Raw genomic sequence first — 26,481 nt, 5'->3', positions numbered from 1 at the left:
GCCGTCCGGTCACTCCTGCCGGAGCCGGTTGCGTTCTTGGCGTTCCCGCTCGCGGCGGCTGTAGGTCGCGTTGCGGACGGTCTCTTCGTCCTCGAGGCTGGAGCCCAGCGCGCCGGCGACGATCCCGACCGAGCTGCACAACCACACCAGGCTCAGGTACGAACCCACCCCGACCGGGTGCCCGAGGGTCTGCGCGAAATAGCCGCTGTCGATCAGGACCGCCGCCGCGAGCAGGGCGAGCACGAACAGGATCGCGTACATGCACGCCACCCCGATCGCCAGCGTGGTCGCCGTGGACACGTTGTACAGCAAGGCCTTGCGCCGCTCGGCGGTCTCGGAAGGCCGCTCCCACAGGTGGTTGTACACCGTCAGCCACACCGTCATGACCCCGACGGTGGCCACCATGATCGCCGCCAGCCGCAGCGGAGACAGCGCGTCGGCCAGCGGCCAGAACGAATTGGTGATGATGCCGTAGGCGGCGGTCCCCGCCGCGGCGGCGGTGGCGCCCGCGAGGTGCGGCACCAGCCGCCACGGCCGGTTGCCCCGCACCATCCCGGCCAGCAGGCGCAGCCGGCCACGCGGCCCGACCAGCGCGAGCTGGGTCGCGGCCGACGGGTGTCCGCCGGACAGGTGCCGCGTCGGGGCCAGGGCCTCCCGCAACCGGGCCGCCGCTCCCCGGGCCCGGTGGTCGCCGTCGATTCCGAGCGGGCCCGCCGCCAGCTGCCGCACGACGCGGACCAGCAACGCCCGGGCCCGGTGCCGCACCAGGACGGCGCCGAGCGCGGGCAGCGAGATCATCGCGACCCCGTGCTCGACGTCGACCCCGGCGACGACGGGTTTCGTCCCCGCGCGCCGGGGCAGATCGGTGACCAGGACCAGCAGGTCCCAGCCCCGGTCCGGCCGGTGCCGCCGCGACAGCGTGCGCATCGGGATGTCCCCGTCTTCGTCCAGCGGCAGCTGGTCGAGCTCGTGCTCCACCCGCCACCGCGTCTCCCCGCACACCCGGGCGGCGAAGATCGCGGGGAGGTCGTCGACGAGGGTCGTGATCACCCGCCAAGGCAGCCCTTCGTCGGCCAGCACTCCGACGGCCACCTGGCGTGGTGCGTCCATGGGTTCTCCTCGCTCGTCGGTTTCCCCAGGGGTAACGGCCGACTCCCGGGCCCGGCGGTTCAGAGCGGCATGGCGGGATGCCGGGACGTCGCCACGCGGTAGGCCCAGGCCGGCGGCGGGCTCCGCCGCTCCCGGCGCGCCCGCGCGATGAGCACCAGCAGCCACACCACCCCGATCGCCGCGATCAGGCCCTGACCCACCCAGGTCAGCGTCGTGTACAGCCCGACCTGGGTCGCGGTCGGCGCCGGCGGCAGGCCGCGCAGCAGCAGTTCGTACTGCCACGGCTGACCGGTCAGCAGCAGCGTCAGGTACAGGGAAATCGAGGACATCGAGTCCCACAGCGCGTGCAGGAGCGAAACGCCCAGGTAGGCCAGGGCGAGCCGGGCGGTGAGGACGAAGTGGTCGCGGGTGCTCCACGCGAACAGGAGCCCGCCGAGAACGGCGGTCCACAACCCGTGCCCGACCGGGGCGAGGAGCCCGCGCAACAGCTCGGTGGTCACCAGGTCCGTCAGAGACAGTCCCTGAGGGGTGAACAGCGCGGTCAGCGCGTACCCGGCCGACTCGAAGGCGGCGAACCCGAACCCGACCGCGGCACCCAGGATCAACCCGTCGCGCATGGACTTCACGGCCAGGCGCCGGGTCAACAGGGCGAGCGCGACCAGTTTGACCGCTTCCTCGATGAGCCCGACGCCGACGTACAGCCACGCCGTCGGGTACAGCAGGTACGCCTCCAGCACCGATGCCCCGAGCACGCCGAGCACCCCGCCGACGATGAACGTGCGGAACACGAGCTCGGCGGTGATCTCGCCGGAGTCCCGGCGCTCGAACGCCCACGCCACGAAGGTCACCGGCACCAGGAAGCTGCCGAGCAGCACCAGGGTGGGGATGAGGTTGGGGTTCCCGGTCAGGTAGGTGACGAGCGCGGACAGGATCCACAGGACCAGGCCCGCTCCGAACATCCGCAGCCACATCCGTCGTTTCGGCCGTGCGGTGACCGCCCTCACCTGCGCCTCCCCCACCGCTCGCCGCGTCCGTGGGCGGCCGTGTCGATGAAAGTCCGGTACCGGTCCGCGGAACCGGGCTCCGCGACGTCCTCGAGCCCTTGCGGGCAGCGCAGGGCCGACCACAGCGCGGCACGCGGTTTCGGGTCGTCGAGGACGGCTCGGTACCAGCTGAAGACTTCACCCAGCAGGGTGTCGTCCATCGCGTACAGCACGGGAGGTGCGAGCCCGGTCAGCTCGAACACGCCGTTGAGCGCCGTCAGCCGGTCCTCCAGCCGGTGCACGAGGTCGAACAGGCCGTCGTCCACCTGCTCGACCTGGGAGAGGTCGAGCACCAGGTGCCGCGTGCCGGCGTGGAGCAGCCCGGCGAGGTGCGCGGCCAGGATGTGGCGGGCCCGCGCGTCGATCGACCCGCGGACCGTGACGACGGTGTGGTGGTCGTCGCGCAAGGTCGAGGTGACCGTGAAGTTCCCCGCGGTGGCGGCGGCCTCGCGCGCCGGTCCGGTGAGGCGGTGCAGCTCGGCGAACGCCACCGCGTACGCCGGCTGGTCGAGGTTGAGTGAAAGTTCGTTGACCATGCTCGGCCCTTTCAGAGGAGCAGTTCGAACATCCGGAAGACCTGGTCCCACTCGGCGGAGCCGGGGTTCTTGACCCGCGGATCGATGATCTTGAACGCCTGGGCGAGAGCCACGCTGAGGCCGCCGGCGACGGCCGGGAGCCGGGCCTCGGTCTCTTCGGAGATCGCGATCCCGAGCGCGGGACGCGCCAGGAGCTGCTCGAGCAGCGGCACCACTTCCAGGTCCTCGTCCAGCTTGAGGAACTCGTGCATGCGCTCCTGCAGTCCCTTGGTGATCGGCAGGTCCCGCGGCTCGATGACGTCCCGCCCGTTGGCCTTGGCCGTGGCCTTGGCGACCACGAAGAGGTCGTAGACCTTCCGGTCCAGGAACTCGTCGTACCGTTTCAGATCGCTCTTGTCGACGTCCAGGCTCGCGGCCACCCGGAAGAACCGTTCGAACCGCGCCGCACCCATGACCGGCATCAGGCCTCCTGTGAGAGATGTTCGTGCACGAACCGGACGGCCATGGCGCCTTCCCCGACCGCCGAGGCCACCCGCTTGACCGAGCCGTGGCGGACGTCCCCCACGGCGAACACACCGGGCCTGCTCGTCTCCAGCACCGATGGCGAGCGAGGTATCCCGCGCCACACGTCGGCGTCCCGGTACCCCTCGGCGTCCGTCCCGGTGAGGACGAACCCGTCCTCGTCGAGGGCGACCATCCCGGAAAGCCAGGCGGTGTGCGGGGAAGCGCCGATGAAGACGAACAGCGCACGGGCGTCGAGGACGTCGCGCTCGCCGGTGCGGTTGTTCTCGACGACCAGGGACTCGAGGCCGTCACCGCCGACGAGTTCGCGGACTTCGGTGTGGCCGAGCACGCTGATCCGCGGATGCCGCTCGACCTGGTCGACGAGGTAGCGGGACATGTTCGCGGCGAGATCACCGCCGCGCACCAGCAGGTAGACCACCGGCGAACCTTCCGCGAGGAACACCGCCGCCTGGCCGGCCGAGTTGCCGCCACCGACCACGGCCACCGGGGAGGCCAGGCACCGACGCGCTTCGTGCAGGGTCGCGGCGTAGTAGACGCTGCTCGCTTCGAACGTCTCGATGCCGGGTACGACGAGCCGGCGGTAGCGGGCACCGGTGGCGATCACGACGGCGCGGGAAACGATCTCGATGCCGTCGTCGAATCCGACGGCGTAGCGGCCGCCGCGTTGTTCGAGGCTGCGCGCTTCGGCCGGCACGCCGACCCGGGCCCCGAACTTGGCCGCCTGGATCACCGAGCGCTCGGCCAGCTCCGCGCCGGAGATCCCCGGCGGGAAGCCGAGGTAGTTCTCGATGCGCGACGTCGTCCCGGCCTGGCCGCCCGGGGCCAGTGCGTCGAACGCCGAGAGCCGCAACCCGTCGGACGCGCCGTAGACCACCGCGGCCAGGCCGCCGGGCCCGGCGCCGACCACGAGCAGGTCCCGCACCCCGCGTTCCGGTTCCGGCGGCCGCAGCCCGATTCGCCCGGCCAGCTCGGCGGTGCTCGGGTTCCGCAGCACCTCGGTGCCGTTCACCACGACCACCGGGGTGTCCGCGACGGCGACGCCGAAACGCTCCAGGAGCGCCTCGGCCTGCTGGTCCTTGTCGACGTCGACCAGCCGGTACGGGAGCCGGTTGCGCGCCGCGAACTCCAGCAGCCGCCGGGTGTCCGGGGAGTAGCAGGAGCCGACGATCCGCAGCCCGTTGCCGGCTCCGATGAGGAGCGTCCGGCGCACGAGGTAGGCCCGCAGGATCAGATCGCCGAGCACCGGATCGCCGAGCACCACCCGCCGCACCTCGCTCACCGGGATGGCGAGCACTTCGCCGGGTTCGGCGGCCACGGCGCCGACGAACGCGGGCTGCCCTTCGAGCATCCCGAGCTCGCCCAGGAACCGGCGGGGTCCGTGGACGCGGACGACTGTCGCGTCGTCCCCGGTTCCTTCGGTGACGGCGACCTTGCCGTTCAAGATCACGAAGAACTCGGACGGCTGCCCGCCCTGCGCGTACAGCACCTCGCCCGCCTCGACCGGACGGCGGTCACCCCCGGCGCCGAGCGTGCGGATCTGCTCGTCCGTGAGCCGGGGAAAGGCTCCGTACGAGTCCGGCGTCTCGGTCAGCGGCGCGCCGAGGTCGATCCCGGTCGAGGCGGTCATACGAAGGTCTGGTCGACGTAGCACCAGCGCCAGGTCTCGCCGGGCTCGAACGAGCGCACGATCGGGTGCCCGATGGCGTAGGCGTGCTTGCTGGCGTGCTTCATCGGCGACGAGTCGCAGCAGCCGACGTGCCCGCACGTCAGGCACAGCCGCAGGTGCAGCCACGGCGTGCCGGAGACCAGGCACTCCTCACAGCCCTGCGGGGTTCGCGGCACCACGTCCTGCACGAGCGCGAGATGCCGGTCGACGACGTGGGTCATCGCGCGTCACCTTCCTTGGTCGAGGTGGTCTTCCCGGGGGCACTCTCCGACCGCGCCAGCGCCTGGTCGAGCCAGTCGCGCAGCACGGGGACGGGCGCGGCGCCCGCTTGCCGCGTGACGACCTCACCGCCGCGCAGGACCATGAGTGTCGGCACGGCTTTCACGTCGAACCGCTGCGACAGCGCGGGTGCCTTGTCGACGTCGACCTTCACGAGCTTGACCTTCCCGGCCCGCTCCCGGGCCAGCTGGGCCAGCGCGGGGCTGACCTGGCGGCAGGGTCCGCACCAGGTGGCCCAGAGGTCGACCAGGACCGGGATCGTGGCCCGCTCCGCGACCTCCGCGAAGTCGTGGTCGCCGGCGTCGACGATCCAGGGCAGCGGCTCGTGGCAGTGCCCGCACTTCGGCTTGCCCGCGGCGGCCGCCGGGACGCGGTTCTTGTGGCCGCAGTGTTCGCAGACGACCGTGCTCGTGGTTCCGGTGTCGGTGCTCATGCCGCGGACCTCCCTTCGCCCCCGCTGTAGGTGACGGCGAGCTCGCCGTCCTTGGCGTCGACGGTGATCACCAGTCCTTCGGTCGGGTCACCGCGCAGCAGCGTGCGGCCGATCTTGGTCTCGACCTCGTGGGAGATGTAGCGGCGCAGCGGCCGGGCGCCGTAGACGGGGTCGAACCCGTGCCGGGCGATGAGTTTCCGCGCTTCCGCGGTCAGCTCGACCGTGATGCCCTGCTCGGCCAGCCGGAGCCGCAGCTCGTCGAACTGCAGGTCGACGATCCGCTCGATCTCGGCCGGGCCGAGCGGGGTGAACAGCACGGTGTCGTCGACGCGGTTGAGGAACTCCGGCCGGAAGTGGTGGCGCAGCTCGGCCAGCACGGCGTCGCGGGCGTCCGGTTTGATGTCGCCGGTGGAGGTGACCCCGTCGAGCAGGTGCTGCGAGCCGATGTTGGAGGTCATGATGATCACCGTGTTGCGGAAGTCGACGGTCCGGCCCTGCGAGTCGGTGATCCGGCCGTCGTCGAGCACCTGCAGCAGCGTGTTGAACACGTCCGGGTGCGCCTTCTCGATCTCGTCGAACAGCACGACCGAGTAAGGCTTGCGCCGCACGGCTTCGGTGAGCTGCCCGCCCTCGTCGTAACCGACGTAGCCCGGCGGAGCGCCCAGCAGCCGCGAGACGGTGTGCCGCTCCTGGTACTCGCTCATGTCGAGCCGGACCATGTTGTCCTCGCTGTCGAACAGGGCCGCCGCCAGGGTCTTGGCCAGCTCCGTCTTCCCGACCCCGGTCGGGCCGAGGAAGATGAACGACCCGATCGGCTTGCGCGGATCGCGGATCCCCGACCGCGCCCGGATGACCGCGTCGGCGACCAGCCGGACGGCCTCGTCCTGGCCGATCACCCGCTCGTGCAGGATCTCGTCGAGCCGCAGCAGCTTTTCCCGCTCGCCTTCCTGCAGCCGGGAAACCGGGATCCCGGTCCACGAGGCGACGATCTCGGCGATCTCGTCCTCGGTGACGACCTCGTGCAGCAGCCGCTTCCGGCCCTGCTTGCCCGCCAGCTGTTCTTCCTCCGCGGCGAGCCGGCGCTCGGCTTCGGTGATCTCGCCGTAGCGCAGCTCGGCGGCGCGGTTGAGGTCGTAGTTGCGTTCCGCTTCTTCGGCTTCGTGGCGCAGGCGTTCCAGTTCGGACCGCAGCTCCTGGACCCGCCGGATCGCCTGGCGCTCGGCTTCCCACTGCGCCTTCTTCGAATCCGCTTCGGCGCGAAGATCGGCGAGCTCCCGGTCGAGGTCCGCCAGCCGGGCCTTGCTGGCCGCGTCGGATTCCTTGGACAGCGCGGCCTGCTCGATCTCCAGGCGGGTGACGCGCCGGGTGAGCTCGTCGAGCTCGGCCGGCATGGAGTCGATCTCCGTGCGCAGCCGCGCGCACGCTTCGTCGACCAGGTCGATCGCCTTGTCCGGCAGGAAGCGGTCGGTGATGTAGCGGTGGGACATGGTCGCGGCGGCGACCAGCGCGCCGTCCTGGATCTTGACCCCGTGGAACACCTCGAGCCGCTCCCGCAGTCCACGCAGGATCGAGATGGCGTCCTCGACGGACGGTTCGTCGACGACGATCGTCTGGAACCGGCGCTCCAGCGCGGCGTCCTTCTCGATGTGCTTGCGGTACTCGTCGAGCGTCGTCGCCCCGATCATGTGGAGCTCACCGCGCGCCAGCATCGGCTTGAGCATGTTCCCGGCGTCCATCGCGCCTTCGGTGGCGCCGGCCCCGACGACCGTGTGGAGCTCGTCGACGAAGAGCAGGATGCGGCCCTCTTCGGCCTTGACCTCGGCCAGCACGGCCTTGAGCCGCTCCTCGAACTCGCCGCGGTACTTCGCCCCGGCGACGAGCGCGCCCATGTCGAGCGAGAAGATCGTCCGGTCCCGCAGGCCTTCCGGCACGTCGCCGCGCACGACCCGCTGGGCGAGACCCTCGACGATCGCCGTCTTGCCGACGCCCGGGTCGCCGATCAGCACGGGGTTGTTCTTCGTCTTCCGCGACAGGATCTGGATCACCCGGCGGATCTCGGCGTCCCGGCCGATGACCGGGTCGAGCTTGCCCGATCGCGCGTCGGCGACGAGGTCCCGGCCGTACTTCTCCAGCGCCTCGTACGCGCCCTCCGGGGTGGCCGAGGTGACCCGCTGGTTCCCGCGGATCTTGGTCAGTGCCGTCAAGAACGACTCGCGCGTCACGCCGTGGCGGGTCAGCAGCCGCCCCGCGGCGGACTTCGCGCCCTCGTCGGCGAGGGCCAGCACGAGGTGTTCGACGGAGACGTATTCGTCCTTGAGCCGCTTGGCTTCCCGCTCGGCGGCGTCGAGCAGGCCGGCGAGGCGCCGGGTGAGGTAGACCTGCCCGGGCGTGGCGCCGGGGCCGGTCACCTTCGGTTGCCGCGCGAGCTCCGCTTCGACGGCCTCGCGCAGACCGTCGACGTCCGCGCCCGCCTGCACGAGCAGCCGGGGCGCCAGGCCGTCGGCCTGGTCGAGCAGGGCCAGCAGCAGGTGCTCGCCGTCGGTCTCGGTGTGACCGTGGCGCTGCGCCACGCTTTGGGCCTCCTGCAGCGCTTCCTGCGATTTCTGGGTCAGCTTGCTCATGTCCATCGCCGGTGGCTCCTGACTTGGGCTTCGAGGACGTCGAGTCGGTCCAGCAGGTCGAGCACGAGCCCGATGGCCGCGTAGTTGAGGGAAAGGCCCGCGCGCAGGCGCTGGACGCGCGCGAGGGTGGCCACGGCGGACGGCGCGAACCACAGCCGCCCGCTCGCGTCGGCGGTGCCGTCCACCAGGCTCAGCGCGACGAACCGGCGGATCAGCTCCGGGTGCAGTCCGCTGCGCGCGGCCACCGTGTCGAGGCTGAGCCGGACGGGACGCGCGAGCAGGTACTCGGCCATCAGGTCCTCCTCGGGTCGAAATCGGACACCGCGGCGAGCTCCTCGAAGAGCTCGCGCTCCCGCTTGCCGAGCTTCTTCGGCACCATGACGCGCACCTCGGCGTAGAGATCGCCCGGCTTGCCCTTGGGGTTGGGCAGGCCCTCGCCGCGCAGCCGCAGCCGCCGTCCGGTCGACGAGCCGGGCACGACCCGCACCTTCACCTCACCACCGGGGGTCATCACGGGAACCGTGGCGCCGAGCGCCGCCTCCCAGGGCGACACCGGCAGCTCCACCGTGATGTCGCGCCCGGCGAGGCGGTAGCGGGGGTGCGGCTTGATCCGCACCACGAGGTAGAGGTCGCCGGGCGCGGCGTTCCCGGACGCCCGCCCGCCCTGGCCGGCGAGCCGGATGCGCTGCCCGTCGAGCACGCCGGCCGGGATGTCGACGTCGTAACCGCGCTCGCCCGCGCCGGCGAAGCTCAAGTGCCGCCGCCCGCCCCGGTAGGCCTCCTCGACCGTCAGCTCGAGCTCGGCCTCCTGGTCGGCGCCCGCGATCGGCCCGCCGCCGCCCCGGCTCCGGAAGAAGCCGCCGAGCAGGTCCTCGATGTCGACGCCTTCGAAGCCCTCGAACCCGCCCCCGAATCCGCCACCGCCGCCCGCACCCGGCTGCCGGACGCGGCCGCCACCCCGCCCGCCGGCACCGGCGTACACCCGCTCGTCGAAGTCGTCGGGCACGTGGCGGAAGTCCGCGCCGAACCGGTCGTACTTCTTGCGCTGGTCCGGATCGGACAGCACCTGGTAGGCCTCGCTGATCTCCTTGAAGCGCTCTTCGGCGTCCGGGTCGGAGTTCACGTCGGGGTGGAGCCGGCGCGCCAGTTTCCGGTACGCCCGCTGGATTTCGTCGGCGCTCGCGGTTTTGGCGACCCCGAGGGCGTCGTAGAAATCGGTTGCCACGGCCATCACCCCTGGGACTTGGACACCGTCACGGCCGTCGGCCGCAGCTGGTGCCGGTCGGTCCCATAGCCGGGGCGCACGACGTGGGTCACGGTGTTCGGTTCGGTGGCCGGGTCCTCGACGACGGCGACGACCTCGTGCCGGTTCGGGTCGAACCGGACCCCGGTTTCGTCGTCACGCGGGTAGCCGAGGCCGGCGAGCAGCCGGACGGCTTGCTCCCGGATCGCGTGGACGCCCTGCACGATGGCCGCCGGGTCCGCCTCGGCGTGCGTGAGCGCCAGCTCGAGGTTGTCGAGCACCGGAAGCCAGGCCGACGCGACCCGCGCCCGCTCGGCTTCCGCCACCTGCCGCAGTTCCGTGGCGTGGCGCTTGCGCACGTTCTCGAGGTCGGCCACGGCCCGGCGCCACCGGTCTTCGAGCTCGGCGATCTTCTCCTCCGCCCCGGTCGCCGAGGCCGGCATCTCCTGGGGGCGGGAAACCGTGCCGGCCTCGGCGACCTCCGCGGAGGGTTCTCCCTGCTCCGCGGCCCTTCCTGTGGTGGCCATCGCTCCGCCTCACGCCCGGTCGAAGTCCGCGTCGATCACGTCGTCCTCGTCGGCCGCCTGCGGTGGAGCACCGCTTTCGCCGTTACCGCCGCCGCTCGCTCGCGGCGCGCTGAGCCCGGCCAGCACCTGCTGCAGTTCGGAGGTCAGCGACCGCACCCGGTCCAGGGGAGCGGCGTCCTTCACCGCCTCGCGAGCCTCTTGGACGAGCATCTCCGCCCGCGCCTTCTCGTGCGGCGGGGTGGTGTCCGTGATGGCCCGTTCGACCTGGTAGGCGGCCGAGTCGAGCAGGTTGCGCGCGTCGATCTCCTCGCGCAGCCGCTGGTCTTCGGACCGGTTGCGTTCGGCTTCGGTGACCATGCGGTCGATCTCCGCCTGGTCGAGGTTCGAGCTCTCGCTGATCGTGATGCCCTGCTGCGCGCCGGTGTCCTTGTCCTTCGCGGTGACGTCGAGGATGCCGTTGGCGTCGACGTCGAAGGTGACCTCGACCTGGGGCTCACCCCGCGGGGCCGGCCGGATGTCGGTGAGCTGGAAGCGCCCGAGCACCCGGTTGTCGGCGGCCCGTTCCCGCTCGCCCTGGAGCACCACGACGTCGACCGCGGGCTGGTTGTCCTCCGCCGTGGAGAACACCTCGGTCCGCCGCGCCGGGATCGTCGTGTTGCGCTCGACGATCTTCGTCATCACACCGCCGCGGGTTTCCACGCCGAGGGACAGCGGGGTGACGTCGAGCAGCAGGACGTCCTTGACCTCGCCCTTGAGCACCCCCGCCTGGACCGCCGCGCCGAGCGCGACGACCTCGTCCGGGTTGACGGTCATGTTGGGGTCCTTGCCCCCGGTCAGCCTGCGGACCAGGCTCTGCACGGCCGGGATCCTGGTCGACCCGCCGACCAGGATGACCTCGTCGACGTCGTTCGCGGTCACCTTCGCGTCGGCCATCGCCTGCTTGACCGGGCCGAGGCACCGCTCGACGAGGTCCGCGGTGATCTGCTCGAACTCCGAACGCATCATGGTGGTCGTGAGGTGCTTCGGGCCGTCCTTGTCCGCGGTGATGAACGGCAGGCTCACGCTGGTCTGGCTGACCGAGCTGAGCTCGACCTTCGCCTTCTCCGCGGCTTCGAAGAGCCGTTGCAGCGCCTGCGGATCCGAGCGCAGGTCGATGCCGTTCTCCTGCTGGAACCGGTCGGCGAGGTGGTCCACGATCCGGCGGTCGAAGTCGTCCCCGCCGAGGTGGGTGTCACCGGCGGTCGAGCGGACCTCGACCACGCCGTCGCCGACGTCGAGCAGGCTCACGTCGAAGGTGCCGCCGCCGAGGTCGAACACGAGGACCGTCTCGTGGCCCTTCGAGTCGAGCCCGTACGCCAGTGCGGCGGCGGTCGGCTCGTTGATGATCCGCAGGACCTCGAGGCCGGCGATCTTGCCGGCGTCCTTGGTGGCCTGCCGCTGGGCGTCGTTGAAGTACGCCGGCACGGTGATGACGGCCTCGGTCACCCGCTCGCCGAGGAACTTGCCCGCGTCTTCGGCGAGCTTGCGCAGGACCTGGGCGCTGATCTCCTCCGGCGAGTGGAGCTTGTCGCGGACCTTGAACCGGACGACGCCGCCCGGGCCCTCGACGACGTCGAAGCCGACGGCCTTGGCCTCGTCGCTCACTTCGTCGTACTTCCGGCCGATGAACCTCTTCGCCGAGTAGATGGTGCCCTTCGGGTTGAGGATCGCCTGCCGGCGGGCGAGCTGGCCGACGAGCCGTTCACCGCTTTCGGTGAACGCGACCACCGACGGGGTGGTCCGGGCGCCTTCGGAGTTGGCGATGACCGTGGGTTCGCCGCCTTCCCAGACGGCGATCACCGAGTTGGTCGTGCCCAGGTCGATGCCGACCGCCTTCGCCATCACGCACCGCCCTTCATCCCGGCCAGCAGGTTCTTGGCTTCGTCGGCCACCGCGTCGTCGGCGACGACCTCGTAGCGGCTCGGCGTCATCACCCGGACCGAGGCGAAGTCGCGGCGGCCGCGCTGGAGCGCGTGCGCGACGACGCCGAAGATCGCGCCGATCACCGCACCGAACACGAAGCCGTAGACGACGAGCGTGAAGGCCGCCAGCAGCGGCGTGAACCAGTTGAAGATCCCGAACAGCCAGCCGATCAGCAGCCCGGTGAGGGCCCCCGAGCCGGCTCCGTGCAACGCGGCGCCGCCGTAGTTCAGGCGGCCGACGACCTGCTCGACCAGCTTGACGTCCGAGCCGATGATGGCGACCCGCTCGACCGGGAAGCCGTGGTCCGACAGGTAGTCGACGGCACGTTCGGCTTCGCTGTAGGTCGTGTAGGCGCCGATCGGACGGCGCTGGTCCGAGGTGAGCTGTTCGGCACCGTGCTGGTCCGAAGAATGACGTGGTGAGGGCGCGGTGGCGCCCGGCTGCGCGGTCATCGTCGCACTCCTAGACGTTGGCGGGTTCTTCTCGGGCAGCCCGGTCGGCGATCCGGGGCTGGTTTTCGGCTTTCTCGGTACCACCGCCGATCTCGACCTTGCGGGGCTTGCTGGCTTCGGCGACCGGGATGCCGAGCAAGAGCACGCCGCGGTCGAACTCCGCGGTCAGCTGCGTGCTGTCCAGGTTGTCCCCGAGGAAGAACTGGCGGCTGAACTCACCCTGCGGCCGTTCGTCGACCAGCAGTTCGTCCCCTTCGCGGCGGAGCGGGGTACGGCGGGTGCGCACGGTCACCACATTGCGTTCCACCGTCACGTCGACGTCGCCGGGATCCACGCCCGGCAGGTCCAGCGCGACGATGAACCGGTCGCCGCGGCGGAAGGCCTCCATCGGCATCGCCCGCGGGCCGCGGGTGCCGGCCACGGCCTGCTCGGTCAGTCGTTCGAGATCGCGGAACGGGTCGAAACGCATCAAGGTCATGACTCTCCTCATCCCTCGTCCGGGTAGGTGTCGCGAAGAGGCCGACCGCGTCCAGCCGGCTCTGCGGCGCGGTTCACCCGCGGACACGATTTCTGCGGATACCGGCGAAATCGGGGCCGTTGCGGTGACCTCTCGGGCTGCCACAAACACTGACAAGGACGGCGGTGCCCGCGCGTGCGCCCGGCAGGTCGAATTTCGCGGGAATGATCGACCCGGCAGAGCAGGAAGAACCGTGTAATGTTTTGCGCAGTCGGCGGTCGGAGGCCCGGATGGAACCCGCGGCGGCGGGCGGAGCCCACCAAAATCCACAAAGGTCGGACAGCCGGTGGCGTGGCCGGCAATCGAATTTGCGCGGACTGTTCGTCATCTCGACGATGATGTTCGACGGTCGTGAAGCCGACGACATCATCCGGCTGGCCGCCACCTCGGTGCCGTCGTTGAGCGGCTGCGGCGCCCTGGCGGTGTACCTGGTGATCGACGGCGCGCTCAGCCGTCGTGATCACGCGGAGCCGGACCCGGAGCTCGACCGGCAGATCCGGTTCCTCGACGGCGGCAGCGGCCCGCTCGTCCTCACCGGCGGTGGCTGGTGCTGGGGCTTCGCGCTGCGCGGGCTGAGTGGCCTGAAGGGCTACCTGGTGGTGAACGCGGACGTCGAACCGTCGAAGGACGAGTACTTCCTGCTCGAAATGCTCGGGCAGCAGACCGCGGGGGCACTGGCGAACGCTTCGCTGCACCGGCGGGAGCGAGATCAAGCTGTCGAGCTGGAGCAGCTCAACAGCAGGCTGTCCGCATCGGTCGCCCGGCTCCAGCAGCAGACGCACGTGCACGAGGTGCTCGGCGACATCTCCGTGTCCGGTGGGGGCGAGCCCGGCATCGCCCACGCGGTCCACCAGCTGACGGCGTTGCCGGTCGCGATCGAAGACCGGTTCGGCAACCTGCGGGCCTGGGCCGGTCCGGGTGAGCCCGACCCGTACCCGAAGCCCCAAGCCCGCAAGCGCGAGGAGCTGCTCAGGCGCGCCTCGGCGGTCGCCCATCCGGTGCGGGAGAAGGACCGGGTGATCTCGCTGGTCAAACCGCGGCACGAGGTGCTCGGCGTGGTGGCGCTCGTGGACCCGCGCAAGACCGTGGGCAGCCACGAGATGTTCGCGCTCGAATACGGAACGACGGTGCTGGCGCTGGAGCTGTCCCACCTGCGCAACCTCGCCGAGGTCGAGCTGCGCCTGCATCGTGACCTGGTCGAGGACCTGATCACCGGCACCGACGAAGAGAGCGCCTACGCTCGCGCCGACGCGATCGGGCACGACCTGCGCGGCCCGCATTGCGTGGTCGTCGTCCAGTGGGGCGGGAGGCAGACCGGCGACGCCGTCGCCGACGCCGCGGGCCGGGCGGCCGCTTCGCTCCGGCTGAGCTCGATGACCTCGCGGCGCCCGGGAGGGATCGTGCTCATCGTCAGCGGCCACCTGGACGGGGACGCGCTGTACCGCGCCCTTTCGGAGCGCCTCGGAAGCGCCGGCGCGATCGGGATCGGGGCCGGCTGTGACAGCCCCGACGATCTTCCGCGATCCTATTCGGAAGCGATGCGGGCGTTGGATATTCGCATGAAATCAAGGTCGCCCGACGGCGTCACAACCTTCGACCAGCTGGGCGTTTATCGAATTCTGGACACGGGAGAGAATCGCGGCGAAATCGTTGCGTTCGTGCGGGAATGGCTGGGTCGGCTTCTCGACTACGACGAGCACAAGAACACGGATCTGGTCCAGACGCTGTCGCAGTACCTCGAATGCGGCGGGCACTACGACGAGACCGCTTCCGCGCTGGTGATCCACCGCAGCACCCTGCGCTACCGGCTGGGCCGGATCCGGGAGATCACCGATCTCGACCTCAATGACGTCGAAAGCAGGCTCAACCTGCACCTGGCCACCAGGGCGTGGCAGGTGCTCCAGGGTTCGGAATGAACGGCGAGGCTCGTGGTCGCTCCGGTCTCCCGGGCTGCGGTCCCGCGATGTCCGCTGCGGGGTGATCCTCGGATCGCGGCCCTGAAGCCGCCGTCGGGCCGGTGCCGGTCGCCGTCGATCGCGCGCGGCCGCGGCCGGGCGCGGCCGACGCCGGGGAGATCCGCTCCACGCGCCGACGTCGGCAGCGAGCGAAGCCGCACTCGCCGGCCCCCGCCTGCGGGGCCGGTAGTGGGAAGTCAGCCGATGCCGCTGCCTCCGCCGGCTCGTGAAGCGGGAGGCCGGTCGTGAACGGCACTCCCGCTTCGTGCCGGGGTGGCCGGCGAGATCAGTCGGAGGCGCGGAGTTCGGTGTTGAGGCGCTGGGCTTCGTGGAGCTGGTCTTCGAGGGAAACGATGCGGCAAGCGGCGTCGACGGCGGTGCCCTCGTCGACCAGCTCCCGCGCCCGAGCGGCCAAGCGCAGCTGCCGCCGGGAATAGCGGCGATGCCCGCCGGTGGAGCGTTGCGGCGTGATCAGCCCGGCTTCGCCGAGACTGCGCAGGAAACCCTGCGTCGTGCCGAGCATTTCCGCGGCCCGGCCCATGGTGTAGGCGGGATAGTCCTCGTCGTCGAACTTGTCGGCCCGGCTCGGCGTGTCCGGCCCTTCCTGGTCAGGGATCAAATCCACCTCCACATCACGAAGGACCCCGGGTGCCGCGAACGGCACCCGGGGTCCTCAAGGGTTGGGTTTCACCATTGTCAACCGGCGTCGCCGCCGGCTTCCTGCACCCGCGTCCGGCCGAAAGCCGGACTGAGCGGGGATCGCTGACTCGTGACCGAGCACCACCTCCGAACTCGATGGGACTGCGGCACCCGCGCGGCACTACCCGGCCGCTGCGGGCGATCCAATGATGGCTCCGTTCCCTTCTCTCCTGGTTGTTCCACTTACTCGGTACTGCCACTTCACTTGCTGCGGACGTCACTGCCGGGACCCTTCCACTGATCGGTCCCAGCACGCTGACGCCGCTGGTCACTGCCCGGAGCCCCGTTCACCGATCGGCTCCGGCCACCTGACCGGTCCTGCCACTGCACTTGCACACAACTACTACGGATACTGCTGATCTTCACTTGTCTCACTTCGCGGGTAGTTACGTTCTCTCCCGCGCCTGCTTGACGTTGTCTCTCTCGCTACGAGGAGGACACTACACACACCCGTCCTCTAATGTCTACTCCGGCTGGCATAGATTTTCTGGCCCGTGTCGGGTTGACGGTGAGGATAGGGGTGCGACCGTGGGTGACGAGGTTGTCCGGGATCCGCTTGAGGAGCGTTACGGCCTGACCGAGGTCGGCGACCTCGGGGAGTACGCCGAGGCGCTGACGCGGTTGCTGGAGCGGGGACGGCGGGAGCGGTGCGTGGCGGTGGTGTCCGAGGCCGAGGCTTACGCGGCGGCGGAGCTGCTGGGGCAGTTCGCGCAGCTCGATCCCCACGCGGCGTTGAACCAGCTGGCCGGGTCCCTGGCCAGCCGGCTCTACAGCCGCCTCTGCGCTTGACCCCGCACCGGCGGACCGGCGGACTTCGTGCGGCTGACCGACGAGGCGACCGAGGAAATGCTCGGCATCTCCCATGCCGAACGCGACCGTCACCAGCCGGATCAACGGGGGCGAGCGGGCGAAGCTCGCTTCAGCGACGGGTCGCTGCCGCGGACGGCGCCGGGTCGATGCCGTCGCAGGACACTTCGGCCCACACCGTCTTGCCGCCGGCCGGGTGCTCGTGCACGCCCCAGGCGTGGGCGAGCTTGTTCACGATGTGCATGCCGCGGCCACCGAGGCGCTCGAGCGACGGCGGGGTGAGCACGGGATGGTCCGGGCAGTCGTCGTCGACTTCGATCCGTACCCGGCACGGGCTCGGGGTGCGGCTCATCCGCACCTGTAGCGGACCGTTGCCGTGGTCGTAGGCGTTGGTCACCAGTTCCGTGGCCACCAGCAGTACGTCACCCAGGTGGGCGTCATCGACGCCGGCCAGTGTCCGGGACGCCCAGCGGCGGATCTCGACCAGCGCCGGCGCGGACGTGCCGCGCAGATCCATCGACCACGACGGCGGTGCCGGGGCAGGGTTGTCGCTCGGCTCGGACATGACGGATCAACCCTTCCAGGGGCTCCGTCCTCGCTGCTGAAGACGGCCACGTTCGGGCGGTACCCCGTGAGAAGTGCAGTCAATCATCGCTCGCCGAGAACGCGCTCGCTTCGTGGAGGCCGGCGAACCGCCGGAGTGTCCTGTTAAGCGCACGCCGGGAGAAGCGTAACCCCGCGGAGTTCTGGTAACGCGCCGGTGTTCCGGGCGAAACCGTCCGGACATCGTCCGCCGGTGCACTGATCGGCATGAACTTCGAGCTCGACGGCCTGCATCGGCCGGTGATCGTGGTCGGCGGCGGCCAGGCGGGACTGTCGATGTCCCACTGCCTGAACACCGCCGGAGTCGGGCACCTGGTGCTCGAACGCGAGCGCGCGGGGCACGAATGGCGGGCCCGCCGCTGGGACAGTTTCTGCCTGGTCACGCCGAACTGGCAATGCCGGCTGCCCGGGTTCCCCTACGCGGGCGACGATCCGGACGGGTTCATGGTCCGCGACGAGATCGTCGCCTACCTCGAGTCGTACGTGAAGGACTTCGACGTCCCGCTGCACGAGGGCGTCGAGGCGACGCGGCTGCGGCAGCTGCCCGGCGGCGGCTTCCGGCTGACGACGTCGGCCGGTGAACTGACCGCCGACCACGTCGTGCTGGCCACCGGCCCGTACCAGGTGCCGCTGAAGCCGCGGCTGGCCGAGCGGCTGCCCGAGCACGTCGTCCAGCTGCACTCGGCCGAGTACCGCAACCCCGCTCAGCTGCCCGAGGGGGACGTCCTCGTCGTCGGCACCGGGCAGTCCGGCTGCCAGATCGCCGAGGACCTGCACCTGGCCGGGCGCCGCGTGCACCTCGCCGTCGGGTCGGCGCCGCGGGTGGCCCGGCGTTACCGCGGCCGCGACGTCGTCGCCTGGCTCGACGAGATGGGTTACTACGCAAAGGGAATCGACGAGTTCGCCGACGCGGACGCCGTCCGGTTCCGCGCCAACCACTACGTCACCGGCCGCGATGGCGGGCACGACATCGACTTGCGCGCGTTCGCCACCCAAGGCATGCAGCTCTACGGCCGGCTCACGAGCGTCCGAAGTGGACAGCTGAGCTTCGCCGGCGACCTGCGCCGCAACCTCGACGCCGCGGACGCCGTGTCCGAGGGCATCAAGGACTCGATCGACGCCTTCATCGCGCAACGCGGGATCGCGGCGCCCCGAGAGGAGCGGTACAAGCCGGTCTGGGAGCCGCCGGACGGCCCTCGCACTCTCGACGTGGAAGCGCTTTCGGCCGTCGTCTGGAGCACCGGGTTCGGCCGGGACCACCGGTGGATCGACGTCCCGGTGTTCGACGGCAAGGGCTACCCGACGCACCACCGCGGCGTCACCAGCTGTCCCGGCCTGTACTTCCTCGGCCTGCCCTGGCAGCACACCTGGGGCTCCGGCCGGTTCTGCGGCGTCGCCGCCGACGCGGAGTACCTCGCCCGGCGAATCACCGGTGGCGGCCGCGGCGACGTCCGGTGGCTCTCCGGGACGCCCGTGAGCACCTACCCGGCCGACGACGACTGGGTCGCGCCGCGGACGGTGGCCTGATGCGCTGGACCCACGACGCCCACCGGCACCTGGGCGTGCTGCCGGCGTACCCGTTCTACGGCGGGCCACCGGTCGCACCCGCGGTCGGCAGCCGCGCGACGATCGGCGAGCTGCTGTCCGATATGGACCGTGAAGGCACCGAACGCGCGCTGGTGATCCCGAACTACGGCGTCCCGGACCCGGCGATCGCGTTCTCCTTCAACGAACTCTGCGTCGAGGCGGCGGGCAAGGACGACCGGATCAGCGCCGCGCTGTGGGTGTCCCCGCGGGCCGAAGACGCCGACCGCACCGAAGAAGCGCTGACGCTGGCGGGCGAGGAAGGCGTGCGGGCACTGAAGCTCAGCTTCCTGCTGGGCGGCAAGGCATCCGACCCCGCGTGCAAGCCTCAGCTGGACCGGATCTTCGCCACCGCGCGGGAGCACGACCTGGTCGTGCACGTCCACACCTCGCCGGGCGCGGCGTCGGACATCGACGAGGTCGGCAAGCTCGTCGACGCCTACGCCGACGACGTCAAGCTGCACCTCGTCCACTTCGGTGGCGGCATGAGCGGGCACATCAAGCTCGTCGGCGGCCGCTTCTTCGACTGGATCGCCGCCGGCAAGCAGGTCTACACCGACCTGTCCTGGGCGATCGGCTTCACCCCGCGCTGGCTCGTCGAAGAGATCTCGCGCCGGGGCCTCGGCCACGACCGCGTGCTGTTCGCCTCCGACCAGCCGTGGGGCGATCACGAGGGCGAACTCGCGAAGCTGGCCGCCGCGGCCGGCGACGGCGAGCTCGCCGACCTGGTTTTCCGCGGCACGTTCGACGTGCTGTACGGACCGAAGAAAGGGAAATAGACCGATGGCAGAGCTGACCGAAACCGAGAAGACCAGCCTCGACGAGATCCCGCACCCGTCGCTGCCGCAGGGGTCCAGCCTCTACGGCGGGACCAAGGTCTTCCCGGACTACCAGGCCGAACCCGGCCAGAGCTACTTCACGCTCGTGCACGGCATCGCGCACGAGTCGTCGGTGAGCTTCGTCGCGATCCTGCAGGCCACCCGCGCGCTGCGGAAGGGGTTCGAGGCCGCGATCTACTTCTACGGCCCCGGTTCGCTGAACTGCCTGGCCACCCGCGGCTTCCCGACCACCGGCAACGCCGCGTTCCCGGGCGAGCTGAACATCAACGACCAGCTCAAGACGTTCATCTCCGAAGGCGGCAAGGCCTACTGCTGCCGGTTCGGCCTGTCGCTGCACGGCGCGCGCGAGGAGGACCTCATCGAGGGCGTCATCCCGACCCACCCCCTGGATGTGCAGGACGCGCTGATCCACTACGCGCGCAAGGGCGCCATCATCAACTCCACCTACATGTTCTAGGAGCGGCTCGTGCGCGTTGGCATCGAAGAAGAGCTGGACACCCGCGCCGACATCGCCGTCCGCGGGGTGCGCGTGGACGCACCCGTACAACGCAGCAAGGGCGCCGGGCCGAGCGACGACGGCCACCTGGTCGTCGACGGTGCCAACGCCACGCTGCCGCTGAACCCCGACAGCCCCTACGAAGTCCGCGACGGCCGGATCCACCGGGGAATGGTCGACCTCGGCCTGAGTGTGACACCGGTGGCGCGGCCGCGGTTCTACGACCTGTCCACTTCGGACGGAATCCCGTACCGGAAGATCGCGCTGCTGCACGGCAAGGACGTCCTCGCGACGACCGCCGTTCAGACCTGCGTCCGGTACGCCGAGGACCAGCGGTGCCGGTTCTGCACCATCGAGGAGTCGCTGCGAGCCGGGTCCACCGTGGCCGCCAAGACACCGGCGCAGCTCGCCGAGGTCGCCGAAGCGGCCGTACGTCTCGACGGCGTCCGGCAGATGGTCATGACCACCGGCACCACGGCCGGACCCGACCGCGGGGCCCGGCACCTCGTCCGGTGCGTCCGGGCGGTGCTCGACGCCGTGCCGGGCCTGCCCATCCAGGTGCAGATCGAGCCGCCGGGCGACCTCGCCGTGCTCACCGAGCTGCGCGACGCCGGAGCGACGTCGATCGGCATCCACGTCGAGTCCCTCGACGACGACGTCCGGCGGCGCTGGATGCCCGGCAAGTCGACGGTGCCGATGGCGGAGTACGAAGCCGCGTGGGCGGAAGCGGTCCGGGTGTTCGGGCGCAACCGCGTCTCGACGTACCTGCTGATCGGCCTCGGCGAAGACCCGGACGACCTCGTCGAGGGTGCCGGGCGGCTGATCGGCATGGGTGTCTACCCGTTCGCCGTGCCGATGCGGCCGATGGCCGGCACGCTGGCCCGTCGGGACGGCGCGACCGCACCTTCACCCGCGCTGGTCGCGGACGTCACCGGCCGCATCGCCGCGTTGCTGCGGGCGGCCGGGATGACCGGGGCGGAGCAGGGCGCGGGCTGTGCCGCGTGCGGCGCGTGCGGTCTGCTCAGCGCGGCGGGAGGCTGACGTGGACCACGACATCCTCGCGCTGCTGGGCGACGTCCGCAGCATCGCGGCCCGCCCGGCGTTCCGCCTCGAGCACGCCGACCACAGTGGACTGACGGCCTACCGCGCGTTGCGCCATGAGGCTTTCGTGGCGCGGCAGGGCCTTTTCGCCGGGCACGACCTCGACGACCACGACACCGACTCGCGCACGATCGTGCTGGTCGCGCGGAACACCGCCGGAGACGTGCTCGGCGGAGTTCGGCTCGGCCCGGCCACGGACGGCCCGGACCTCGGCTGGTGGCGGGGCGGGCGCTTGGTCGTCGCGCCCGGTTCGCCGGCCGGGATCGGCTCGGCGCTGGTCCGCGCGGCGTGCGCGCGGGCCGAAGCCGAAGGGGCGCTGCGGTTCGAAGCGACCGTGCAGACCCGCACGGAAAAGCTGTTCACCCGGCTCGGCTGGCACCGGGTGCGGCCGGTCACCGTCGCCGGGCACGACCACGTGCTGATGCGGTGGCCGATCGGCCGGATCGCCGCGCTGGCCCGCTCGACGAAGGCCGCGCTCGGCCCGCTGCTGCGCGGGCTGACCGGCTTGCCCGGCTTCGTCGGCGACGACGGCGTCCCGCTGCCCGGCACCGACGTCGTCGCCGCCTGCGACGCGATCATCCCGGCCATGGTCGAACGCGACCCGGAATGGGCGGGCTGGTGCTCGGTGCTGGTCAACCTCAACGACCTGGCCGCGATGGGAGCCGCGCCGACCGGGTTGCTCGACGCGCTGGGCGCCCGGGACGCGTCCTTCGCCGCTCGTGTCCTGAGTGGACTGCGCAAGGCGAGCGAAGCGTACGGCGTGCCGGTGCTCGGCGGCCACACGCAGTTCGGCGTGCCGGCTTCGCTGTCGGTCACGGCGCTGGGCCGGACCACCGACCCGGTGCCCGGCGGTGGCGGAAAGCCGGGCCAGCAGGTCTGGCTGACCGCCGACCTGGCCGGTGGCTGGCGGCCCGGCTACACCGGCCGCCAGTGGGACTCGACCAGCTTCCGGCGTACGCCCGAGCTGCGCGAGCTGCTCGGCTCGGTGGCGAAGGCGAGACCGGCCGCGGCCAAGGACGTCTCGATGGCGGGGATCGCGGGCACCCTCGGCATGCTCGCCGAGGCGTCCGGCTGCGGCGCGGTCCTGGACGTCGAGCGCGTCCCGCGGCCCCGCGAAGCGTCCACAGGGGACTGGCTGACCTGCTTTCCCGGCTTCGCGATGCTCACCGCCGGCGCGCCGGCGCCGGCCGGCCCGGCGGTCACCGCGGAGTGCGGCGAGCTGGTCGCGGGCACCGGCGTGACGCTGCGCTGGCCCGACGGCGAAACGACGCCCGCCATCGACGGCGGCGTCACCGGATTGGGGAACTCATGACCACACTCAGGATGGCCGCGGTCGCCGCGCCGTTCGACCGCGACCTCGAAGGCGACTTCGCCCGCATCGAGAAGCTGATCGGCGAGGCGAAGGCCGAGGGCGTGCGGCTGCTGGCGCTGCCGGAAGCGGCCCTCGGCGGCTACCTCGCCAACCTCGACGGCGGCGCCGAAGGACCGCCCGCGCTGGCCGTCGACGGCCCGGAGGTGAAGCGGCTGGCGGCGCTGGCCGGCGACCTCGTCGTCACGGCCGGGTACTGCGAGATCGCCGGCGGCCGCCGCTACAACTCCGCGGTCTGCGTGACCGGCGACGGTGTCCTAGGCAACCACCGCAAGGTCCACCAGCCCCTCGCCGAAAACGCCAGCTACGGCGCCGGCCGCGGGTTCGCCGCGTTCGACACTCCGGTCGGGCGCCTGGGCATGATGATCTGCTACGACAAGGCTTTCCCCGAGTCCGCGCGGGCACTGGCGCTGGACGGCGCCGAGATCGTCGTCTGCATGAGCGCCTGGCCCGGCAGCCGGACCAACGCGGCACCCGATCTGGCGCAGGACCGCTGGAAGCGCCGCTTCGACCTGTTCGACCGGGCCCGGGCGCTGGAGAACCAGATCGTCTGGCTCTCGGCCAACCAGTCCGGCACCTTCGGCGACCTGCGGTTCGTCGCGAGCGCCAAGGTCGTCGAACCCGGGGGCGAGGTCCTCGCCGACACCGGCGTCGCCGAGGGCATGGCGATCGCCGAACTCGACGTCGAGCAGGCGCTGACCACGGCCCGGCGGTCGATGGGACACCTGGCGGACAGACGACCCGACGCCTACCCGGTTAGTGTCCCGTGAATGGGGCAGATCCGCATCGCCGCCGTCGCCGCGCACTTCGGCCGCGACCTCGACTTCGACCTGCAGCGCATCGCGACGCTGATCGACCACGCGCGGTCGTCCGGCGTCGCGCTGCTGGTGCTGCCGGACGCGGCCCTCGGCGGGTACCTCGCCGACCTGCGCCATCCGGACCCGGACGCGCTGCCGCCCGCGCTCGACCCGGACTGCCCGCAGCTGAAGACCATCGCCTCGCTCGCCGCGGAAATGGTCGTCTGCGTGGGCTACTGCGAGGCCGACGGGCCGCGGCGCTACAACTCCGCGGTGTGCGTCACCGGCGACGGCGTGCTCGGCCGGCACCGCAAGGTCCACCAGCCGCCGGGGGAGCAGGTCGCCTACGCGCCCGGTGCCGAGTTCGCCGCGTTCGACACCCCGGTCGGGCGACTGGGCATGCTGATCGACTACGACAAGACGTTCCCCGAGTCGGCTCGCTCGCTCGCGGTCGACGGCGCCGACGTCGTCGCCTGCCTGAGCGCGTGGCCGACCAGCATCACCAACCGCGCGCCGCGGATGGCGCAGGACCGGCAGTCGCGCCTGTTCGACCTCTACGACCAGGCGCGGGCGGCGGAGAACCAGGTGGTGCTCGTCTCGTCCAACCAGACCGGCGCGATGGGCGGGATGCGGTTCCTCGGCCAGGCCAAGGTCGTCGGGCCGGGCGGGGAGATCCTCGCCCGCACCTGGTCGAAGGCCGGCATCGCGGTGGCCGAGCTCGACGTCGAGCAGGAGCTCGCCAACGCCCGCCGCGTGCTGCACCACCTGGGGGAACGGAAACCGTCGGTGTACCGGGAGGCTTGATGCGCATCGCCCTGCTGAGCTACTCCACGAAACCCCGCGGCGGCGTGGTGCACACGCTCGCGCTGGCCGAGGCCCTCGCCGAGCTGGGCGAGGACGTCACGGTGTGGACGCTCGGGCGCGGCGGCGACGCGGGGTTCTTCCGGCCGGTCGACCCGCGCGTGCGGCTTTCGATCGTGCCCTTCCCGGACGTCCCGGGCGAATCGGTCGGGGCCCGGATCCTGCGGTCGATCGCGGTGCTGCGGGCGGCGTTCACCCCGGCGGAGTACGACGTCGTGCACGCGCAGGACTGCATCAGCGCGAACGCCGTCGACCGCTGCGTCCGGACGATCCACCACCTGGACACCTTCACCACGCCGGAACTGGCGGCCTGCCACGAGCGCGCGATCGTCCGGCCGTACGCGCACATCTGCGTGTCGGCGTCGGTGGCGGCGGAAGTCCGCGCCGGCTGGGACATCGAGGCGACGGTGATCCCCAACGGCGTCGACTACGACCGTTTCGCGACGGCGCCGCGTACGGGGGAGCGGGGCCGGTACGTGCTGGCGGTCGGCGGGATCGAGCCGCGGAAAGGGTCGCTCGACCTCCTCGAGGCGTACGCGTTGCTGGCCGACCCGGACCTGCGTCTGCTCATCGCCGGCGGCGAGACGCTCTTCGACTACCGCGACTACCGGACCCGCTGGGAGAAACGGGCCGCCGAGCTGGGTGTCGAGCCGGTCGTGCTGGGCCCGGTCGCGCACGACGAGCTGCCGTCGCTGGTGGCCTCGGCGGCGGTGTTCGCGTTCCCGTCCACCAAGGAGGGCTTCGGGCTGGCCGCGATGGAGGCCCTCGCCGCCGGCGTGCCGGTGGTCACCCGCGACCTGCCGGTGCTGCGCGAGGTCTTCGGCGGGGCCGCGCGGTTCGCCGACGGCCCACCCGGCTTCGCACGGGAGCTGCGGGCCGCGCTCGACGGCGTCGACCCGGCACCGGGGCGGGCACTGGCCCGGCGCTACACGTGGACGGGGGCCGCCGACGCTCATCGGACCTTCTACCGGAGCCTGCGCAGATCCGCCGGGTCTGCGCCTCTTCCGAACCGGCCGGTGTGAGTTCGCCGGGTCCGAACTCGGCGGCCGCGTCGAACCCGGGAGCCGGAGGCCGACCAGGATGCTCCTCGGGCCCACGCCGGCCCGGTGTCGTGGAGCGGATCAGCTCGTCGACCCCGCTGGGCCGGATGGCCGAGGCGGCGGCCGGCGCCTGAACCCGGCGCTTCGGCGTCTCGGTCAGCTCGGGCGGCGCAGCCCGTCCAGGGTGATGGTCGCCAGGCGGTGTGCCGCGGCGCGGGACGGCAGTGCGCCGGCGGCGGTCAGCGCGTGGAGGCAGTAGGTCGCCAGCTCGTCGGCGGGCACGTCGTCGCGGATGTCCCCGGTTTTCGCGGCTTCCGTGAGCAGGTCGCGGAACAGCGCGTGCAGGTGCTGCTGGGCCTGTGCGACGTGCTCGCCGCGGTGCAGCAGCGCCGGCAGTTCGGTGCCGTGGTGGTGCCGGGCCCGTTCGTGCTGGATCTCCGCGTACTCGCCGAGCACCTTTTCGAGGCGCTCGGCGGCCGTGCCGTCCTGGTCGCGGATCTCGGCGAGCTGGGCGAGGTGGGCGCGGATCCGGCGTTCGTGCCAGGCGGACAGGATCGCCTCAACGTCGGGGAAGTACTTGTAGAGCGTCGCCCGGCCGATGCCGGTCTTCGCGGCGATCTGCGCCATCTTCACGCCGGTCAGGCCGTGCTCGGCCACCAGTTCCGCCGTGGCGTCCAGGGTCGCGTCGCGCACCGCCTCCCGGTGCGCCTCGATCGTGTCGTTCCACAGCTTCGGCACGCTCTGAGCATACATACCGCCGCCCACGAGACAAGATGAATTGACAGCGACACAGTGTCTCGATAAAACTGGGCCGATGACAGCTTCACGACCCCATGGCCCCGCCGACCTGTACCGCACCCCGCCACCGTGGGACATCGGACGACCCCAAAGCGCCTTCCGCGCGCTCGCCGACGCGGGTGCGATCCGCGGCCGGGTCCTCGACTGCGGGTGCGGGACCGGGGAACACGTGCTGATGTGCGCGGGGCTCGGCCTCGACGCCACCGGGATCGACCTGGCGCCCGCCGCGCTGCGCCGTGCCGAAGAGAAAGCGCGCGAGCGGGGGCGGACCGCGCGGTTCCGCCACCAGGACGCCCGCGAGCTCGCCGAATTCGGCGAGTCGTTCGACACCGTCCTCGACTGCGGCCTGTTCCACATCTTCGACGCCGACGACCGTGCCGCCTACGTCGATGGCCTGCGTACCGTGCTGCGGCCCGGCGGTCACTTCTTCTTGCTCTGCTTCAGCGACCGGCAGCCGGCCGGCGACTGGCCTTGGGTGCATCGCGTGACATCGGCGGACATCACCAGCGCGTTCGCCGACGGGTGGCGCGTCGAGTCGATCGAGCCCGCCGCCATCGCAATCACCACCGACCCGGCCGGTGTCCGCGCCTGGTCCGCCGCGTGTACGAGGGTCTGAAC

28 protein-coding genes are annotated in these 26,481 nt (G+C 71.4%); 11 read left to right on the top strand and 17 right to left on the bottom strand.

Features of this window, described 5'->3' with window-relative positions:
- Positions 1 to 9: 9 nt before the first annotated feature.
- From ACZ7PG_RS05845 to ACZ7PG_RS05780, 14 genes are read right to left on the bottom strand one after another with little or no spacing between them, the layout of a single operon-like run.
- Positions 10 to 1,110 (bottom strand): hypothetical protein, encoded by a 1,101-nt coding sequence (locus ACZ7PG_RS05845; protein ID WP_470237952.1) that lies wholly within the window; start codon positions 1,108 to 1,110, stop codon positions 10 to 12.
- A gap of 59 nt (positions 1,111 to 1,169) precedes the next feature.
- Positions 1,170 to 2,114: a PrsW family intramembrane metalloprotease gene (locus tag ACZ7PG_RS05840; RefSeq protein ID WP_470237951.1), complete on the bottom strand. Its 945-nt coding sequence runs from the start codon at positions 2,112 to 2,114 to the stop codon at positions 1,170 to 1,172.
- On the bottom strand, positions 2,111 to 2,689 hold the full coding sequence (locus ACZ7PG_RS05835; protein WP_470237950.1) for an STAS domain-containing protein: 579 nt from the start codon (positions 2,687 to 2,689) through the stop codon (positions 2,111 to 2,113). The genes ACZ7PG_RS05840 and ACZ7PG_RS05835 overlap by 4 nt, the downstream gene beginning before the upstream one ends.
- A gap of 11 nt (positions 2,690 to 2,700) precedes the next feature.
- Positions 2,701 to 3,150, bottom strand: a complete 450-nt coding sequence (locus ACZ7PG_RS05830; protein ID WP_470237949.1) for a DUF1931 family protein — start codon at positions 3,148 to 3,150, stop codon at positions 2,701 to 2,703.
- Entirely contained in the window at positions 3,150 to 4,841 is a 1,692-nt protein-coding gene (locus tag ACZ7PG_RS05825; protein ID WP_470237948.1) for an FAD-dependent oxidoreductase, read from the bottom strand. Before ACZ7PG_RS05825 ends, ACZ7PG_RS05830 begins: the two co-directional genes overlap by 1 nt.
- The gene (locus tag ACZ7PG_RS05820; RefSeq protein ID WP_470237947.1) at positions 4,838 to 5,101 is read right to left on the bottom strand and encodes a ubiquitin carboxyl-terminal hydrolase 14; all 264 of its coding nucleotides are present in this window, start codon (positions 5,099 to 5,101) and stop codon (positions 4,838 to 4,840) included. The genes ACZ7PG_RS05825 and ACZ7PG_RS05820 overlap by 4 nt, the downstream gene beginning before the upstream one ends.
- Complete coding sequence (trxA, locus tag ACZ7PG_RS05815; RefSeq protein ID WP_470237946.1) at positions 5,098 to 5,592, bottom strand: thioredoxin; 495 nt, start codon at positions 5,590 to 5,592, stop codon at positions 5,098 to 5,100. Before trxA ends, ACZ7PG_RS05820 begins: the two co-directional genes overlap by 4 nt.
- Complete coding sequence (clpB, locus tag ACZ7PG_RS05810) at positions 5,589 to 8,219, bottom strand: ATP-dependent chaperone ClpB (RefSeq protein WP_470237945.1); 2,631 nt, start codon at positions 8,217 to 8,219, stop codon at positions 5,589 to 5,591. The genes trxA and clpB overlap by 4 nt, the downstream gene beginning before the upstream one ends.
- The gene (locus tag ACZ7PG_RS05805; protein WP_470237944.1) at positions 8,210 to 8,506 is read right to left on the bottom strand and encodes a chaperone modulator CbpM; all 297 of its coding nucleotides are present in this window, start codon (positions 8,504 to 8,506) and stop codon (positions 8,210 to 8,212) included. Before ACZ7PG_RS05805 ends, clpB begins: the two co-directional genes overlap by 10 nt.
- Positions 8,506 to 9,438, bottom strand: a complete 933-nt coding sequence (locus ACZ7PG_RS05800; RefSeq protein ID WP_470237943.1) for a DnaJ C-terminal domain-containing protein — start codon at positions 9,436 to 9,438, stop codon at positions 8,506 to 8,508. The genes ACZ7PG_RS05805 and ACZ7PG_RS05800 overlap by 1 nt, the downstream gene beginning before the upstream one ends.
- A gap of 5 nt (positions 9,439 to 9,443) precedes the next feature.
- Positions 9,444 to 9,983 (bottom strand): nucleotide exchange factor GrpE, encoded by a 540-nt coding sequence (locus ACZ7PG_RS05795; RefSeq protein WP_470237942.1) that lies wholly within the window; start codon positions 9,981 to 9,983, stop codon positions 9,444 to 9,446.
- 9 nt (positions 9,984 to 9,992) lie between these two features.
- Positions 9,993 to 11,864, bottom strand: coding sequence for a molecular chaperone DnaK (gene dnaK / locus ACZ7PG_RS05790; RefSeq protein ID WP_470237941.1), 1,872 nt, complete (start codon positions 11,862 to 11,864; stop codon positions 9,993 to 9,995).
- Positions 11,864 to 12,397, bottom strand: a complete 534-nt coding sequence (locus tag ACZ7PG_RS05785; RefSeq protein WP_470237940.1) for a YflT domain-containing protein — start codon at positions 12,395 to 12,397, stop codon at positions 11,864 to 11,866. The genes dnaK and ACZ7PG_RS05785 overlap by 1 nt, the downstream gene beginning before the upstream one ends.
- 10 nt (positions 12,398 to 12,407) lie before the next feature.
- A complete protein-coding gene (locus tag ACZ7PG_RS05780; protein WP_470237939.1) occupies positions 12,408 to 12,875 on the bottom strand; it encodes an Hsp20/alpha crystallin family protein in 468 nt (155 codons plus the stop codon).
- A 203-nt stretch (positions 12,876 to 13,078) separates the two neighbouring features.
- Here ACZ7PG_RS05780 and ACZ7PG_RS05775 point away from each other — a divergent pair, with 203 nt between their 5' ends.
- Positions 13,079 to 14,830, top strand: coding sequence for a PucR family transcriptional regulator (locus tag ACZ7PG_RS05775; RefSeq protein WP_470237938.1), 1,752 nt, complete (start codon positions 13,079 to 13,081; stop codon positions 14,828 to 14,830).
- A gap of 325 nt (positions 14,831 to 15,155) precedes the next feature.
- On the opposite strand, the gene ACZ7PG_RS05770 is transcribed toward ACZ7PG_RS05775, so the two are convergent.
- A complete protein-coding gene (locus ACZ7PG_RS05770) occupies positions 15,156 to 15,488 on the bottom strand; it encodes a MerR family transcriptional regulator (RefSeq protein ID WP_470237937.1) in 333 nt (110 codons plus the stop codon).
- Between the two features lie 608 nt (positions 15,489 to 16,096).
- On the opposite strand from ACZ7PG_RS05770, the gene ACZ7PG_RS05765 reads away from it, so the two are divergent.
- Positions 16,097 to 16,357: a hypothetical protein gene (locus ACZ7PG_RS05765; protein ID WP_470237936.1), complete on the top strand. Its 261-nt coding sequence runs from the start codon at positions 16,097 to 16,099 to the stop codon at positions 16,355 to 16,357.
- A 130-nt stretch (positions 16,358 to 16,487) separates the two neighbouring features.
- Here ACZ7PG_RS05765 and ACZ7PG_RS05760 read toward each other — a convergent pair whose 3' ends face one another.
- Positions 16,488 to 16,940, bottom strand: a complete 453-nt coding sequence (locus tag ACZ7PG_RS05760) for an ATP-binding protein (RefSeq protein WP_470237935.1) — start codon at positions 16,938 to 16,940, stop codon at positions 16,488 to 16,490.
- Between the two features lie 245 nt (positions 16,941 to 17,185).
- Here ACZ7PG_RS05760 and ACZ7PG_RS05755 point away from each other — a divergent pair, with 245 nt between their 5' ends.
- Genes ACZ7PG_RS05755 through ACZ7PG_RS05720 form a run of 8 tightly spaced genes read left to right on the top strand, consistent with a single transcriptional unit; the run spans position 17,186 to position 25,047 of the window.
- Entirely contained in the window at positions 17,186 to 18,505 is a 1,320-nt protein-coding gene (locus tag ACZ7PG_RS05755) for an MSMEG_0569 family flavin-dependent oxidoreductase (RefSeq protein WP_470237934.1), read from the top strand.
- Positions 18,505 to 19,341, top strand: coding sequence for an amidohydrolase family protein (locus tag ACZ7PG_RS05750; protein WP_470237933.1), 837 nt, complete (start codon positions 18,505 to 18,507; stop codon positions 19,339 to 19,341). Before ACZ7PG_RS05755 ends, ACZ7PG_RS05750 begins: the two co-directional genes overlap by 1 nt.
- A gap of 4 nt (positions 19,342 to 19,345) precedes the next feature.
- Positions 19,346 to 19,858, top strand: coding sequence for an MSMEG_0572/Sll0783 family nitrogen starvation response protein (locus ACZ7PG_RS05745; RefSeq protein WP_086864132.1), 513 nt, complete (start codon positions 19,346 to 19,348; stop codon positions 19,856 to 19,858).
- 9 nt (positions 19,859 to 19,867) lie between these two features.
- Positions 19,868 to 20,938: an MSMEG_0568 family radical SAM protein gene (locus ACZ7PG_RS05740; RefSeq protein WP_470237932.1), complete on the top strand. Its 1,071-nt coding sequence runs from the start codon at positions 19,868 to 19,870 to the stop codon at positions 20,936 to 20,938.
- Position 20,939: 1 nt separating this feature from the next.
- Entirely contained in the window at positions 20,940 to 22,310 is a 1,371-nt protein-coding gene (locus ACZ7PG_RS05735) for an MSMEG_0567/sll0787 family protein (RefSeq protein ID WP_470237931.1), read from the top strand.
- On the top strand, positions 22,307 to 23,137 hold the full coding sequence (locus ACZ7PG_RS05730) for a carbon-nitrogen hydrolase family protein (protein WP_470237930.1): 831 nt from the start codon (positions 22,307 to 22,309) through the stop codon (positions 23,135 to 23,137). The genes ACZ7PG_RS05735 and ACZ7PG_RS05730 overlap by 4 nt, the downstream gene beginning before the upstream one ends.
- Positions 23,138 to 23,968: a carbon-nitrogen hydrolase family protein gene (locus ACZ7PG_RS05725; RefSeq protein WP_372665914.1), complete on the top strand. Its 831-nt coding sequence runs from the start codon at positions 23,138 to 23,140 to the stop codon at positions 23,966 to 23,968.
- A complete protein-coding gene (locus tag ACZ7PG_RS05720; RefSeq protein ID WP_470237929.1) occupies positions 23,968 to 25,047 on the top strand; it encodes an MSMEG_0565 family glycosyltransferase in 1,080 nt (359 codons plus the stop codon). Before ACZ7PG_RS05725 ends, ACZ7PG_RS05720 begins: the two co-directional genes overlap by 1 nt.
- Before the next feature lie 174 nt (positions 25,048 to 25,221).
- Here the strand turns inward: ACZ7PG_RS05720 and ACZ7PG_RS05715 are convergent, their stop codons facing one another.
- Positions 25,222 to 25,803 (bottom strand): TetR/AcrR family transcriptional regulator, encoded by a 582-nt coding sequence (locus ACZ7PG_RS05715; RefSeq protein ID WP_470237928.1) that lies wholly within the window; start codon positions 25,801 to 25,803, stop codon positions 25,222 to 25,224.
- 76 nt (positions 25,804 to 25,879) lie between these two features.
- Here ACZ7PG_RS05715 and ACZ7PG_RS05710 point away from each other — a divergent pair, with 76 nt between their 5' ends.
- Positions 25,880 to 26,479: a class I SAM-dependent methyltransferase gene (locus ACZ7PG_RS05710; RefSeq protein WP_470237927.1), complete on the top strand. Its 600-nt coding sequence runs from the start codon at positions 25,880 to 25,882 to the stop codon at positions 26,477 to 26,479.
- The last annotated feature ends 2 nt before the right edge of the window (positions 26,480 to 26,481 follow it).

The sequence above is a fragment of the Amycolatopsis sp. NPDC114504 genome (assembly GCF_055633595.1).
The sequence above is the reverse complement of the archived record's forward strand: the minus strand, read 5'-3'. Positions and strand labels throughout refer to the sequence as shown.